This is a genomic window from Pseudomonas sp. GM74 (genome assembly GCF_000282455.1).
In the GTDB taxonomy this organism is placed as follows: domain Bacteria; phylum Pseudomonadota; class Gammaproteobacteria; order Pseudomonadales; family Pseudomonadaceae; genus Aquipseudomonas.
Genome location: NZ_AKJG01000039.1, coordinates 54,975 through 69,525, shown reverse-complemented (window position 1 = coordinate 69,525; position 14,551 = coordinate 54,975). Strand labels below are relative to the sequence as shown.

The following is a 14,551-nucleotide window of genomic DNA, read 5'->3' as shown; positions in this document are numbered from 1 at the left end:
TTGATCAGTGGACTGCGGCGGCACATCAGGGTTCTTTTTTCTGCTGTAGAACTGTTGATTCCGGCGAGAAGCATCAAGAGAGGCGTATTAATGTGCCTGCCTTGATGTCCAGATTTCAGGGCTCCCTAGCCTGGGTAACGCGGTCCACCAGATAGACTAGTCCGTGGTAGTCAATGCCGCCATGTTGCGTCAGACCGATCTCACAGGTGCGGCTGGTGGAAATCCCTTCGCTGCACTGTTGCACCGCGTCCTTGAGCGTGCGCAGCGAGTGGGCGTTCAGCTCCGGGGTGGTGAAACCCTTGTCACCGGCGAAGCCGCAGCAGTGAATGCCTTCGGGAATGATCACGTTTTTGCTGCACTTGCGCGCCAGGTCGATCAACGCCTGGCTTTCCCCAAGGTGCTGGGTGCTGCAGGTTACGTGCACGGCGATCGGCGCCTCCTGAGGCGTGAAAGCCAGACGATCCATCAAGTGCGTGCGGATGAAGCGTACCGGGTCGTACAGGTCCAGACGGACCTCGCCGAGGTCTTGAACCAGGCGCAAGGTGCAGGGGCTGGTGTCGCAGTAGATCGGGTCGAGCCCGCCACGGCTGGCGTGGAGCAGGGCGCCGATCAGTTCCTGTCGTTTGTGCTCGGCCTGTTCTGCATAGCCTTTGGAGGCGAATGGTTGGCCGCAGCAAAGGTTGTCCAGGTTGTCCGGGAACACTACCTGGTAGCCGGCCTTTTCCAGCAGGCCTCGGGTCTTGTCGTGCAACGACATTTGCTCCGTGTCGCCCGCTGCCGGGCCCATGGCACGGGATACACAGGCCGCCAGATAGATCACGCGCGGGCGTGCGTCCGTCACCGTCGGGCTGAAGCGAATGGCTTTTTCCGGTTGCGGCATCGCGTTGGTCCATTGCGGGACCTGACCCTTGGACAGGCGCGTCAACGTCGCCGACAACTTCGCCAATCTCGGCGCCCCCAGCAACATCCGCGCGCCATTGGCCACGTGCAGGGTGAAGCGTGCACCTTGCAAAGCCGTGGCGAAGTTTCCTTCAAGCCAGTTGGCGGTTTTCGTATGCGTCGCCTTCCGGCTACGCAGCTTTTTCACCAGCTCGCCGGTATTGATGCCTACAGGGCAGCGTTGTGCGCACAGGCCGGTGGCGGCGCAGGTATCGATGCCTTGATAGTCGTAAGCGGCTTCGAGTTCGGACGTATCGATGCCCGCGCGTTTCTTCGCCTGAATGTCGCGCCAGATCACGATGCGCTGGCGCGGGCTCAGGGTCAGTCCTTTCGACGGGCAAACCGGCTCGCAGAAGCCGCATTCGATGCACTTGTCCACAATCTCGTCAGCGGCGGGCAAGGGCTTGAGGTGCTTGAGGTGGATCTGTGGATCTTCGCTGAGCACCACGTCCGGGTTGAGAATGCCGTTGGGGTCGAGCAGTCGTTTGAGTTGCCACATCAACTGGTAGGCATCGCCGCCCCATTCCAGTTCAACGAACGGTGCCATGTTGCGCCCGGTGCCGTGTTCGGCTTTCAGCGAACCGCCGAACTCCACCGCCACCAGTTGCGCCACGTCGTCCATGAACGCCTGATAGCGTGCGACTTCTTCCGGGCTGTTGAAGCCTTGGGTGAAGACGAAGTGCAGATTGCCTTCCAGGGCGTGTCCGAAAAGGATCGCTTCGTCGTAGTGATGTTTGTCGAACAGTTCGATCAGGCGGTTGACGCCGATGGCCAGTTGCTCGACCGGGAAGGTGACGTCTTCGATGATGACCGTGGTGCCGGTCTTGCGCACCGCGCCGACGGCCGGGAAGGTGTCTTTGCGGATGGCCCAGAGACGGGCGTTTTCCTGCGGGTCTTCGGTGAAGTCGACCTGCTTTTCCACCGGGAACGCCTTCAGCGACGCCATGATCTGTGCCAGTTGCTCGTGCAGCAAGGTGGACGACGCGGCGCGGGATTCGATCAGCAAGGCGCAGGCATTGTTCGACAGATGCTGTACGAAAGCGGGCATGCCGGGTTTGTCCTGCACCGAGCGTAGGCTGCGTCGGTCCAGCAGTTCCACGGCTGATACCGGTTGGCTTTTCAGCACAGTCACTGCGTTGCAACAGGTTTCCACGTCCGGGAAAACGATCAACGCCGAGGCCTTGTTCGGATGGTCGATCACCGTGTCGTAGGTCACGGCACTGATGAACCCGAGCGTGCCTTCGGAGCCCACCAGCAAGTGGCTCAAGATATCCACAGGCTCGTCGAAATCCACCAGGGCATTGAGCGACAGGCCGGTGGTATTTTTCAGACGGTATTTGTGGCGAATTTTCGCAGCCAGTTCGGCGTTTGCCCGGGTCTCGCGGCCCAGGATCGCCAAGCGCTCCAGCAGGGCGGCGTGGCTTTGGCGAAATGCCGCGACACTGGCGGCATCTTCAGTATCGAGGCGACCGCCGTCGGCCAGCACCAGACGAATGCCGGCCAGGGTGTGATAGGTGTTTTGCGCCGTGCCGCAGCACATGCCGCTGGCATTGTTGGCGACGATGCCGCCGATCTTGCAGGCGTTGATCGAGGCCGGGTCCGGACCGATCTTGCGGCCGAACGGTGCCAACCAGGCATTGGCCTGGGCGCCGATCACCCCCGGTTGCAGGCGGATTTGCGTGCCTTGGTCGCGGATCTCGCGGCCGTTCCAGTTATCCCCCAGCACGATCAGCACCGAGTTGCTGATGGCTTGCCCGGACAGACTGGTACCGGCGGCGCGGAAAGTCACCGGCACCTGATCCCGTTGTGCCAGTTGCAGCAGCGCCACCACTTCATCTTCGGATTCGACGCGGATCACCAGTTGTGGAATCAAACGATAGAAGCTGGCGTCGGTGCCGAAAGCCAGGGTCGACAGCGGGTCATCGAAACGTCGCTCTGGGGGAATCAGTAGCTGTGCATCACGCAGGAAAGCGGCCGGTAGACTCATTGGTCCTCCAGGATCAGTACCACCAGGTCCTTCGGACCGTGGGCGCCGTAGGCCAGCACTTGCTCGATGTCGGCGGTCTTCGACGGGCCGGATACCAGCAACGCGTTGGTCGGCATGCCTTGGGCCCATTCGAACTCCTGCTGCACCTGATAGAAGTTGTCGCGGATTTCACTGGCCTTGAGCAGGGCGAAATGCACCGGTGGCGCCAGGCTCATCAGGCGCGGCTCTTCACGTGTCGGCCAGAGAATCAGGCTGCCCGTGGCAGCGATGGCGCCGAGGGTAGTGGTCAGGCTCGCCGGGGTGTCGTTGAACAGCTCGGCTTTCCATTCTTCAACCGGACGGTCGTAGGCCTTGAGCATTGGCAGGCCGGGATTATTCGCCCAGTGCTGCGTGATCCGTTGACCGTGGGGCGTTGTCGGTGCGATCAGCAGACTCGGCAACTGGCGGTCTCGCAGCAATTGCGCGAGTAGCGTCGGCCACTCTTGGCCGGACGTCAGATGAATTTCCGTGTGCACCGCTTCCATCAACTTGCGCAGTTGCGCAATGCGTTGCTCAGGCGCGTAGGTGTAAGGCTGGGTCACCAGATCGACATCGAAGTTGTCGGCCACCGGCGTGGTGCCTGTCAGGCTTTTGCGCAGTTTGGCGAGGATATTTTGCTTGGCGCTCATCAGCGGTCTCCCTGTTTGGCCAAATGTTCGCGGGCCATGTCATGCAGCGAGCGGGCGGCGGGTTTTGGTGCGCTGTGGTTTTGCGTCCACGGGCCGATGTTGCTCGGCGTGAGGGCGCGCAAACGGGTGGCGAAGAAACCGAACAGGCGATACAGCGTCGGCGAGCTGTTGAGCTTCGCCCAGGCATTCCAGATGAACCGCTCCTTGCGCGAATACTTGCTGCCCTGGCCACGCATCACTTGATTAGGGCTGTCCGGGGCCTTGACGTTTTCTTCCCGCAGGCGTCGCAGCAAAGCAGGGATCGGGATTTTCACCGGACAGACCTCACCGCAGGCACCGCACAGCGATGAGGCGCTCGGGTGATCCGGGACTTTCGCCAGGCCGACCATGTGCGGGGTGACGATTTTTCCGATAGGGCCTGGGTAAACCTCCCCATAGGCATGGCCGCCAATTCGGGTGTAGACCGGGCAATGATTCATACAGGCGCCGCAGCGTATGCAGTTCAGGGTCTGGCGCAGTTCGCTGTCGGCAAAGGCCTGGCTGCGGCCGTTGTCGAGCAGTACCAGGTGCACTTCCTGCGGGCCGTCGAGTTCATGCTCCTTGCGTGGGCCGGAGATCATGTTGACGTAGGTGGTGATCGGAATGCCCAGTGCCGAGCGGGTCAGCAGCGACAGCAGTGGCACTACGTCGCGCAGGTTTTCCACGACTTTTTCGATGCCGGTGACGGCGATGTGCACCGGTGGCACCGTGGTGGTCATGCGGCCGTTGCCTTCGTTTTCCACCAGCAGCAGGGTGCCGGTTTCGGCCACGGCGAAGTTGACGCCGGAGACGCCGATGTCTGCTTCGAAGAATTTCTGCCGCAGGACTCTGCGGCCGATCTGAATGAGTTGGTCTACGTCCTTGGTGTATTCCACGCCAAGTTTGTCGTGGAACAAGGACGCGACCTGACCGGCGTTCTTGTGGATTGCCGGCATGATTATGTGTGAAGGCTTCTCGTGGTCGAGCTGGACGATGTACTCGCCCATGTCCGATTCCAGGCATTCAATGCCCTGTTCAGCGAGGAAATGGTTCATCTCCATCTCTTCGCTGACCATCGATTTGCCCTTGATCACTTGCCGCCCCTCGTGAGCGCGGATGATCGAGAGGACGATGCCATTGGCCTCGTCCACCGTTTCCGCCCAGTGCACTGTCACACCGTTGCGGGTCAGGTTCTGTTCCAGTTGCTCGAGCAGGTCGGGCAACCTGGAGAGCGCGCGGGCACGAATTGCATTGCCCAGGGCGCGCAAGTGTTCTCTTTCGTGGGCATCGCTGAACGCCGCTGCCCGTTTGCTCATCAGTGAATCCATCGCCTTGCGAAAGTTGCCTCGCAATTGCGCGTCACCCAGCGCGTTGTGGGCGCGGGTGCGGAAATCTTCTTCTACGGCAACCGTAGGAATAATCGTCGAGGTGCTCATTTCGCACCTCCGGTTCGCTGCCAGAGGAAACTGGCCAGATGTTGACCGCGTAACGCCTCCTGCTGTTTTTCCAGCGAGCCGTTGATGTTCATCAAACAGCCGCAGTCGGCACTCAATACCTTGTGCGCTCCGGACTCCTTCAGCGCCCGGGTCTTGTCAGCCACCATCGCGCCGGAAATGTCTGGCATACGGACGCTGAATGTCCCACCAAAGCCACAGCACTCACTTTCGTGATCGTGATTGACCCGCTCTACATTGCTCAACTGCGCCAACAACTCGCGGCCGTGCAGGTGGGTGTTCATTTCACGGCGTGCCGAACACGAGGTGTGCAGCGCCACTTTTACCGGCTCGCCGCTGTCCTTGAGTTGCACCTTGCAGACAAACAACAGGAACTCGGCCAGCTCAAAGGTTCTGGCCGCCAGGGCCTGAACCTGTTTCAGCGTGTCCGGCTCGTCCTTGAACAAGTCGGCGTAATGTTCGCGCAGCATGCCCGCGCAAGAACCCGACGGCACCACCACCGGATAGTCGCCGGCAAACAGCGCCAGTTGTGAGCGCGCCACGGTCCGTGCCTGTTCGGTGTAACCCGAGGTGTAGGCCGGTTGGCCGCAGCAGCTTTGCCCTTGCGGGTATTCGACACGAATGCCTTCGCGCTCCAGCAGGTGGATCGCATCCATCCCGGCTTCCGGGTAGAACAAATCGACCACGCAGGTCCCGAACAGGTAGACCCGTGACGGTTTTTCGCTGGGGTATTGCCGAGGCTCGGGCAGTGGCGGGGCGACACGGGTCGCATTCGGCACGGCGTTGTAAAAAAGCTCGCTCATCAGGCGGTCTCCGGGTGGTCCCGGTTATTCGTCTGGTGAGGCTGCTGAATATAGTGATGGAAGCTTTCAGCAGCCTTACAGACCGGGGGTGTGAATAGCGGACGCCGGGGGCGTGGCCCGGCGTCGGTTTTTATCGTGTTGCCTGTAGCCCTTAGTGCACCAGCATGCCGGTGAACCAGTAGGCCTGGGCCAACGTGATCAAGCCGACAATCGTTGCAAAGAATAGGCTGTGCTTGAGGGTGAAGCGGAACAGATCCGATTCTTTACCCACCAGACCGGTCGCGGCGCAGGCCACGGCGATCGATTGTGGCGAGATCATCTTGCCGGTCACGCCGCCGCTGGTGTTCGCCGCCACCAGCAAGGTGTCGTTGACACCGATCTGATGCGCGGTGGTCGCTTGCAGCGAACTGAACAGGGCGTTGGACGAGGTATCGGAACCGGTGAGGAACACGCCCAGCCAGCCGAGGAACGGTGAGAAGAACGGGAAGGCTGCACCGGTGCCTGCCAACACCAAGGCCATGGTCGAGGACATGCCCGAGTAGTTGGTGACGAAGGCGAACGCCAGCACCATGCCGATGGACAGGATCGGCCAGCGCAGCTCGTAGAAGGTCTCCTTCAAAGTGGTCAGACCAATTTTGAGGTTGATTTTCAGCACCAGCATCGAGATCAGGGCCGAGAAGAAAATCGCCGTGCCGGTGGCGGAAATCGGGTCCAGTTTGAACACTGCTGGTATAGCCGTTGGCGCAGCCACGATCGGCGCGACCTTGATCACCATTTGATCAAGATGCGGGATCGCAAAGTTGAACACGAAGCTATACATCGAACCGCCGGCGGCGAACATCGCCTTGAACGGCTTCAGCGTCCAGATGGTGACCAGTACGGTCAGGATCAGGAACGGCGACCAGGCCTTGAAGATTTCCCCGAGGCTGTAAGGCGAAGCCACGGTGGTGCGCTTCTGGCCGAAGCCACCGACGCTGGCGCTCACCACGGAGGCCGAGACAGCGCCGACGATGTGTTGGCCGGCGGCGCGTTTTGGTTGCCAGACTTTCAGGAACAGGGTCAGGGAAATCAGACTGGCGAGGGCCGAGGTGATGTCCGGCAGTTCCGGGCCGATGAAGTTCGAGGTGAAGTACTGGGTCACGGCAAAGCTCAAGCCGGCCACCAGGGCTGCTGGCCAGGTTTCCCGCACGCCGCGCAGGCCGTCCATCATGAATACCAGCCAGAACGGTACGAACAGCGACAGCAGCGGCAGTTGGCGGCCGGTCATGGCGCCGATCTTGAACGCGTCGATGCCGGTGACTTGCCCGGCCACGATGATCGGAATGCCCAGGGCGCCGAAGGCCACCGGCGCGGTGTTGGCGATCAGGCACAAGCCAGCGGCGTACAGTGGGTTGAAGCCCAGTCCTACAAGGAGTGCGGCGGTAATCGCCACAGGCGCGCCGAAACCGGCGGCACCTTCCAGGAATGCACCGAAGCAGAAGCCGATCAGCAGCACCTGCAGGCGTTGGTCATCGGTGATCGACAGGACCGAACTGCGGATGACTTCAAACTGACCGCTCTTGACCGTCAGCTTGTAGAGGAACACCGCTGCCACGATGATCCAGGCAATCGGCCACAGGCCATAAGCGAAGCCATACCCGGCGGCGGCGAGCGCCATATCGACCGGCATCTGGAAAGCGAAGATCGCCACCAGGATCGACAAAGCCAGGGTAATGCTGCCGGCCACGTGCCCTTTGAGGCGGAACACGGCCAAAGCCAGGAAGAAAAACACGATGGGGATGACGGCTGCGAGTGCGGACAGGCCGAGGCTGCCGAGCGGGGTATAGAGCTGTTGCCAGGTTTGCATATGGGGTGGCCCCTAATTGTTGTTGGTCAGGCACTGATCAGCGTTCTTGGATAATTGGTAAGACCAATTTACAATCGCTGTTGGCTAGGGTAAAAGCCTTGTAGGCGGTGTGTCAATTTGCCGCCCTAAAACTTTTGTCTTATGCGAAGTGCGCAGGCTGTCTGCCTGGTATGACCAAATGCGTTGTGGCAGGTGCTGGCGCGGCGCCAATAGGCCAGAATAGAGCCCCGGCGAGCCGTCGGATCGTGGAGTAATCGAGTTATGGGGTTTGATCAGATTCGTCAGCGCCGTTTGTCTGACGATATTGTCGAGCAGCTTGAGGGCATGATCCTCGAGGGCACGCTCAAAGCGGGTGAGCGCTTGCCGGCCGAGCGTGCGCTGGCCGAGCAATTTGGCGTGTCACGCCCTTCATTGCGCGAAGCCATTCAGAAGCTGACCGCCAAGGGCCTGCTGGTCAGTCGTCAGGGTGGCGGCAACTATGTGGTGGAATCGCTGGGTACCACCTTCAGCGATCCCTTGTTGCAGCTGCTGGAAAGCAACCCCGAGGCGCAACGCGATCTTCTGGAGTTTCGCCATACGCTGGAAGCGTCTTGCGCTTACTACGCGGCGCTGCGTGCCACGGATGTGGATCGCGAGCGGTTGACCGCGGCATTCAACGAATTGCAGGACTGTTATTCGCGTCACGAAGAGGTGAGTCGTGCCGAAGAGGGGGCCGCGGACGCAAGTTTTCACCTGGCGATTGCCGAGGCCAGCCACAATGCCGTGTTGCTGCATACCATTCGTGGGCTGTTCGACCTGCTCAAGCGCAACGTGGTGACCAACATCGGTGGCATGTACAAACAACGCACTGAAACCCGCGACATGCTGATCATGCAGCATCGGGAGTTGTATCAGGCGATTATCGAGGGGCGGGCGGAGCAGGCGCGGGAAGTTTCCAGTCGACACATTCTGTATGTGCAGGAAGTGCTGGAAGAGGTGCGTCAGGAAGTGCAGCGCATGGCTCGGGCGGAGCGGCGCAAGGGGATGTGAGGCTGTGGCGAGGGAGCTTGCTGTGGTGAGAGGGCTTGTTGTGGCGAGGGAGCTTGCTCCCGTTCGGCTGCGCAGCAGTCGTCAGCAGTTTAGGTGATGGACGCCGTCAAGCGAGGGGCGCTTCGCACCCCAGCGGGAGCAAGCTCCCTCGCCACAATGCCGCAATCCGGCAGGAAAATTACTCTTCCTTGCCCTTGTTGCGCACCGCACGCTGCAATTCGCGACCGGCGTCGCGTTCGCGTTCGGTATCGCGCTTGTCGTATTCCTTCTTGCCCTTGCCCAAGGCGATCTCGCACTTGACCATGTGCTTGCTCCAGTACCAGGACAGGCACACGCAGGCGTAACCCTTTTGCTGCACGGCAGCGGCCAGCTTTTCCAGCTCGCGCCGGTTGAGCAGCAACTTGCGGGTGCGCACCGGGTCAGCGATGACGTGGGTACTGGCGGTCGTCAGGGGCGTGATGTGGCTGCCGAGCAGCCAGGCTTCGCCATCCTTGAGCAGCACGTAGCTGTCAACCAGCTGCAGCTTGCTTGCCCGCAGACTTTTTACTTCCCAGCCGGCCAGGACCAGACCAGCCTCGAAACGATGTTCGATGAAGTAATCGTGTCGCGCCTTTTTGTTTTGCGCGATGGTCCCTGTTGGGTGTTTCTTCTGTTTAGCCATAGGGGCGGCATTATAGGGAGTTGCACGCGAGTCGGCTACGGTGTTGCTACGTGCTTGAGCAGGTTGATTGAATCCCGGACAATGCGGCCTCTTTTTTGAACGCTTGGGCGTGATAACGATGTCGACAGACAAGGTTTCTGTCCACGGCAGTTGGGCTAGCCGCTGGGTCTTCATACTCGCCGCGACCGGTTCGGCCGTGGGGCTGGGTAGTATCTGGAAATTCCCGTACATGGTCGGCGTCTATGGCGGCGGTGCCTTCGTGCTGATGTTCCTGGCCTGCATCGCGCTGATCGGAGTGCCGGTCATGCTGGCGGAAACCCTGATCGGCCGGCGTGCCCGGCAGAGTCCGGCCAATGCCTTGAAGATACTGGCGGTGGAGGCGGGGCACTCGGCCAAATGGTCCTGGGGCGCGTTTGCCGGGATGATCACGGCGTTGCTGATACTGTCGTTCTACAGTGTGGTCGGCGGCTGGTCGCTGGACTACATCATCGACATGGGCCGTGGCGACTTCCAGGGGGCGACGCCTGATCAGGTGGGGGCTTACTTCGGCAATGTGATCGCCGATCCCTGGCGCCTGACACTTTGGCACACGATTTTCATGCTGTTGTCCGCGGTAGTGATCGCCAAGGGCGTGGTTGCCGGGCTTGAACGCAGTTTGCGCATCATGATGCCGCTGCTGTTCGTAATGATCCTTGTGCTGCTGGGCTACAGCATGACCACCGGGCATTTCATGGAAGGCGTGCATTTCATGTTCGACTTCCACCCGGAAAAGGTCCTGGATGGCTTGCTGCCCGCGATGGGACATGCGTTCTTTTCCCTGAGCGTGGGCGTCGGCTCGATCATGATCTACGGGGCCTACATGCCGAAGAACTCGTCGATTTCAGGGACGGTTGTTGGTGTGGCGCTGCTCGATACCTTCGTTTCCCTGGTGGCCGGCCTGGCATTGTTTCCGATTGTTTTCGCGGCGGGCCTGAATCCGAGCGAAGGGCCGGGGCTGATGTTCGTCAGCCTGCCCTTTGCCTTCGGTAACGTGGCGTTCGGGCAGTTGATGGGGGTGGTGTTCTTCGTGCTGGTGGCGGTCGCTGCCTGGAGTTCGGCGATTTCCCTGCTGGAACCGATGGTGGCCTACCTGGTCGAGCGCACTAAAGTGAGTCGTGCCTGGGTCACCTTCTGGCTGGCGTTCAGTTGCTGGTTTGTCGGCCTGGGCACGGTGTTCTCCTTCAATATCTGGAAGGAGGCCAAGTTCTTCGTGAACGAAGGCGGGATGTTCCACCTCTACCAGTGGGGAGCAACCGGTGGCCTGGACTTCTTCGGTGTGATCGATTTCTTCACCTCGCGACTCATGTTGCCGCTTGGCGGTTTGTGTTTCGTGGTGTTTGCGGGCTGGATCATGGGGCGTGAAGCGGTGCGCGACGAGTTGTCGATCCGCAACCCTGTGCTGTTTGGCCTGTCCTTGTTCTTGATGCGCTATGTGGCGCCCATCGGCATTCTCGTAGTGTTTGCCGCCCAGCTGTGGAAGTGACGCTGACATGACGACACACATTTCACGTTCGGCCTTGCTGCCGTACCCGGCGCAAGCGCTGTATGACCTGGTCAACGACGTGGCGCGCTATCCGGAGTTTCTGCCGTGGTGTTCCTCGGCCGAAGTCCTGGAGAGCACCCCTGAACATATGCGGGCGAGCGTCGGCGTGGCGAAGGGCGGCCTCAGCCAGCATTTCGTCACGCGCAACACCCTGGTTCCGGGGCAGTCGATCGAAATGAACCTCGAAGAGGGTCCTTTCACCCAATTGCATGGCATCTGGGTATTCAAGGCGCTGACTGACAAAGCCTGCAAGATCAGCCTCGATCTGTCGTTCGATTATGCGGGGCCGCTGGTTCGTGCCACCTTGGGGCCACTGTTCAATCAGGCGGCGAACACTTTGGTGGATGCGTTCTGCCAGCGCGCCAAGCAGATACATGGTTGAGGTCATGATTGAAGTCGAGGTGGTCTACGCGGCCGTAGACCGTCAGGTGCTGCTGACAGTGGCCGTGCCTGTCGGAACGACCGTGCGTGCGGCCTTGCTCAGGTCGGCGGTGGCTGAAGAGTTTCCGGAGCTGGATCTGACCCATTGTCCTGTGGGGATCTTCGGCAAGGTGGTAGCTGACCCGGAGAGTCGGGCAGTCCAGGCCGGGGATCGCATCGAGATTTACCGCCCGTTGCTGGCCGATCCGAAAGAGGTGCGCCGACTGCGGGCGGCGAAAGCTGCCGAGGCCAAGGCGCGGAATCAGTGAATGGCTGAAACACCAGACAATAAAAAGCCCGGGCATGCCGGGCTTTTTATTGCGTCGCAAATTATTGCGGCGAGGTATCCAGTGGTTGCGGCGTCGGGACCGGAACGGTTTCTACACCGTCGACGTCCTTCTGGATCTGATCCAGCAACGAACCTGGCTTGACCGGTTTTTCCGGTTTTGGCTTCTCGACGTTTTCTGCCGGGGCCGCCACCGTTGTGCCGCTGTCCTTGCCGAGAATGGCTTCGTCACGGCTCACGCCTGGCATGAAATCACCAGAGAGGCTGACAAGCTGATCATTTGGGTTGAAGATAACGCTGATGCGTTCCTGTTGGCGTTCACCGCCACCCGGTTGCAGGCTGTACAGATAATCCCAGCGATCGGCATGGAACGTGTCAGTCAGCAGAGGGTTGCCCATGATAAACCGTACTTGCTTACGGGTCATTCCCGGGCGTAACTGGTCTATCATGTCCTGCGTGACGACATTGCCCTGCTGGATGTCGATTTTGTAAACCCCGGGGAATGAACAACCGGCGAGTGCGAGCAGTCCCACAAAGGTGAAACTGGTTAGCAAGAGCTTGGTGTTTTGCATCGGTGGGCGACTTCCACTATCTTGGCTGGGACAACGTAAACGCCGATCATACCCGCATTAAGAGAAGCTGCGAAGCAGCATCGCGAGAAAGCTGACCATGGTTGAAAATAGCGAACTACGCAAAGCCGGCCTCAAAGTGACCCTGCCACGGGTCAAAATTCTGCAAATGCTCGATTCCGCCGAGCAGCGCCACATGAGTGCCGAGGATGTCTACAAGGCCCTTATGGAGGCTGGTGAGGACGTCGGTCTGGCCACGGTTTACCGTGTACTGACTCAGTTCGAGGCAGCTGGCCTTGTGGTGCGGCACAACTTCGACGGAGGCCATGCGGTCTTCGAGCTGGACGACGGAAAGCATCACGACCATATGGTCAACGTCGAAACCAGCGAAGTGATCGAATTCTTCGACGAAGAAATCGAGCGGCTTCAGAAAGCAATCGTCGACAAGTATGGCTTCGAGATGGTTGATCACAATCTGGTGCTGTACGTGCGCAAGAAAAAGTAAGCATGTCGCGCGAACTTGAGGTTCGCGAAACGAACGAAGGCGACCCCAGGGTCGCCTTCGTGCTTTCTGCCTTTATTCAAGCTTTTGCGGCGACCACCATTTTTTTTGCGTGCGCCAGGGATTCCTTGGTGAGATCTATGCCCCCCAGCATCCGTGCGACTTCTTCGACGCGGTCGTTTTTGCTCAGTTTGGAAACGGCCGTGCGGGTGGCATCTTCGCCGCGCACTTTATGCACAAATAGATGTTGATGACCTTGCGCCGCCACTTGCGGCAAGTGGGTCACGGTCAGTACCTGCCCACGCTCGCCGAGCCTGCGCAGCAACTGGCCGACGATTTCCGCGGTTGGACCGCCAATGCCGACATCGACTTCGTCGAACACCAGGGTCGGTACGCGGGAGGTCTGCGCGGTGATCACCTGGATGGCCAGGCTGATCCGTGACAGTTCGCCTCCGGATGCGACTTTTGCCAAGGCTTTCAATGGTTGGCCCGGGTTGGCGCTGACCAGCAGTTCAACCTGTTCAAGTCCGTTAGGCAGCAGTTCGTCGCTGCTGTTTGGGCGCAGTTCGATGGTGAAGCGCCCGCCTGGCATGCCCAGGCGCTGGATTTCCTGTTCCACGGCGCTGGCCAGGCTGCTCGAGGCTTGATGACGTAGGTCGCTCAGTTCCCGAGCCTTTTCCTGATAATGGCGAGCGTATGAAGAGAGCTCGTCGCTCAGCCGCTCGATGGATTCGTCGTTGGCGTTGAGGGTTTCGATTTCATCCAGCAGTTTCTGCTGCATCTCGGCGACTTCGGTCGGCTGGATGCGGTGTTTGCGCGCCAGGGTGTAGATCGCGTCGAGGCGTTCTTCGAGGTATTGAAGGCGCGACGGATCGGCATCGAAGTTGTCGAGGAAGCGGTTGAGCTCACCTACGGCCTCTTCAACCTGGATCTGTGCACTGGTCAACAGGCTGCTGGCCTCGCCCAGCGCACCGATCGAGCTGTTCACGCTCGACAGGCGGTTGAGGCTGGCGGTGAGGGCGTTCAGTACATTTCCGGAATCACTTTCACTGCATTGCTCGACAACTTGCCGACAGATCCCGAGCAGGGTCTCGGCGTTGGTCAGGTTCTTGTGTTCCTGCTCCAGTTGCTCCAGCTCATTGTCACCGAGGCCAAGGTTTTCCAGCTCTTCGAGTTGATAGCTGAGCAACTGATGGCGGGCGCGTTGCTCGTCGCCGGAGTTGGAGAGTCGCTCCAGCTCCTGGCGAGTCTGGCGCCAGCGCTGGGCGGCGAGTTGAACCTGGCGGGCCAGATCGGTCGCACCGGCATATTCATCGAGCAGGCGACGGTGGGTATCGGTCTTGAGCAGGGATTGGTGCTCGTGCTGGCTGTGAATGTCGATCAGCAGCTCGCCCAGCGCCTTGAGGTCGCCAAGCGGGCAGGGCGTGCCGTTGATGTAGCCGCGCGAACGTCCTTCGGATGTGATGACCCGGCGCAGGATGCACGGGCCGTCGTTCTCGAGGTCGCGCTCGGCCAGCCAGGCGCTGGCTTCCGGAATGTCGACCAGATCGAAGGTGGCCAGGATGTCGGCCTTGTCGGCGCCGGGGCGGACCACGCCGCTGTCGGCGCGATCGCCCAGGGTCAGGCCCAGCGCGTCGAGCATGATCGACTTGCCCGCGCCGGTTTCCCCGGTGATCACGCTCATCCCGCGATCGAGTTCGAGATCGAGATGTTCAACGATGGCGTAGTTGTGTACGGACAGGTGCACCAGCATATGGGCCGCTCCCAGGTGTTAGGTCTGGTTATTT

At 60.2% G+C, this 14,551-nt stretch carries 13 protein-coding genes; 5 read left to right on the top strand and 8 right to left on the bottom strand.

Annotated features, from left to right (window positions below):
* Positions 1-115: 115 nt before the first annotated feature.
* The 5 genes from PMI34_RS21575 to PMI34_RS21595 all read right to left on the bottom strand — a co-directional run bounded on the left by PMI34_RS21575 (position 116) and on the right by PMI34_RS21595 (position 7,715).
* Positions 116-2,926 carry an FAD-binding and (Fe-S)-binding domain-containing protein gene (locus PMI34_RS21575; RefSeq protein ID WP_008047489.1) on the bottom strand — a complete coding sequence of 937 codons (2,811 nt, stop codon included), beginning with the start codon at positions 2,924-2,926 and terminating at the stop codon, positions 116-118.
* Positions 2,923-3,594 (bottom strand): LutC/YkgG family protein, encoded by a 672-nt coding sequence (locus PMI34_RS21580; protein WP_008047481.1) that lies wholly within the window; start codon positions 3,592-3,594, stop codon positions 2,923-2,925. The genes PMI34_RS21575 and PMI34_RS21580 overlap by 4 nt, the downstream gene beginning before the upstream one ends.
* The gene (locus PMI34_RS21585) at positions 3,594-5,048 is read right to left on the bottom strand and encodes a LutB/LldF family L-lactate oxidation iron-sulfur protein (RefSeq protein WP_008047480.1); all 1,455 of its coding nucleotides are present in this window, start codon (positions 5,046-5,048) and stop codon (positions 3,594-3,596) included. Before PMI34_RS21585 ends, PMI34_RS21580 begins: the two co-directional genes overlap by 1 nt.
* A complete protein-coding gene (locus tag PMI34_RS21590; RefSeq protein ID WP_008047478.1) occupies positions 5,045-5,869 on the bottom strand; it encodes a (Fe-S)-binding protein in 825 nt (274 codons plus the stop codon). The genes PMI34_RS21585 and PMI34_RS21590 overlap by 4 nt, the downstream gene beginning before the upstream one ends.
* A 151-nt stretch (positions 5,870-6,020) precedes the next feature.
* On the bottom strand, positions 6,021-7,715 hold the full coding sequence (locus tag PMI34_RS21595; protein ID WP_008047476.1) for a lactate permease LctP family transporter: 1,695 nt from the start codon (positions 7,713-7,715) through the stop codon (positions 6,021-6,023).
* A gap of 261 nt (positions 7,716-7,976) precedes the next feature.
* On the opposite strand from PMI34_RS21595, the gene PMI34_RS21600 reads away from it, so the two are divergent.
* Entirely contained in the window at positions 7,977-8,744 is a 768-nt protein-coding gene (locus PMI34_RS21600) for a GntR family transcriptional regulator (protein ID WP_008047475.1), read from the top strand.
* Between the two features lie 178 nt (positions 8,745-8,922).
* Here the strand turns inward: PMI34_RS21600 and smpB are convergent, their stop codons facing one another.
* Positions 8,923-9,405, bottom strand: a complete 483-nt coding sequence (smpB, locus tag PMI34_RS21605; RefSeq protein WP_007993569.1) for an SsrA-binding protein SmpB — start codon at positions 9,403-9,405, stop codon at positions 8,923-8,925.
* Positions 9,406-9,523: 118 nt separating this feature from the next.
* Here smpB and PMI34_RS21610 point away from each other — a divergent pair, with 118 nt between their 5' ends.
* Genes PMI34_RS21610 through PMI34_RS21620 form a run of 3 tightly spaced genes read left to right on the top strand, consistent with a single transcriptional unit; the run spans position 9,524 to position 11,676 of the window.
* Positions 9,524-10,927, top strand: coding sequence for a sodium-dependent transporter (locus PMI34_RS21610; RefSeq protein WP_008047474.1), 1,404 nt, complete (start codon positions 9,524-9,526; stop codon positions 10,925-10,927).
* A gap of 7 nt (positions 10,928-10,934) precedes the next feature.
* Positions 10,935-11,369 (top strand): type II toxin-antitoxin system RatA family toxin, encoded by a 435-nt coding sequence (locus PMI34_RS21615; RefSeq protein WP_008047473.1) that lies wholly within the window; start codon positions 10,935-10,937, stop codon positions 11,367-11,369.
* Positions 11,362-11,676, top strand: a complete 315-nt coding sequence (locus PMI34_RS21620; protein ID WP_008047471.1) for an RnfH family protein — start codon at positions 11,362-11,364, stop codon at positions 11,674-11,676. The genes PMI34_RS21615 and PMI34_RS21620 overlap by 8 nt, the downstream gene beginning before the upstream one ends.
* A gap of 61 nt (positions 11,677-11,737) precedes the next feature.
* Here the strand turns inward: PMI34_RS21620 and PMI34_RS21625 are convergent, their stop codons facing one another.
* On the bottom strand, positions 11,738-12,265 hold the full coding sequence (locus tag PMI34_RS21625; protein ID WP_007973139.1) for an outer membrane protein assembly factor BamE: 528 nt from the start codon (positions 12,263-12,265) through the stop codon (positions 11,738-11,740).
* 97 nt (positions 12,266-12,362) lie between these two features.
* On the opposite strand from PMI34_RS21625, the gene fur reads away from it, so the two are divergent.
* The gene (gene fur / locus PMI34_RS21630) at positions 12,363-12,767 is read left to right on the top strand and encodes a ferric iron uptake transcriptional regulator (protein WP_003197684.1); all 405 of its coding nucleotides are present in this window, start codon (positions 12,363-12,365) and stop codon (positions 12,765-12,767) included.
* 76 nt (positions 12,768-12,843) lie between these two features.
* Here the strand turns inward: fur and recN are convergent, their stop codons facing one another.
* Entirely contained in the window at positions 12,844-14,517 is a 1,674-nt protein-coding gene (gene recN, locus PMI34_RS21635; protein ID WP_008047468.1) for a DNA repair protein RecN, read from the bottom strand.
* Between the last annotated feature and the right edge of the window lie 34 nt (positions 14,518-14,551).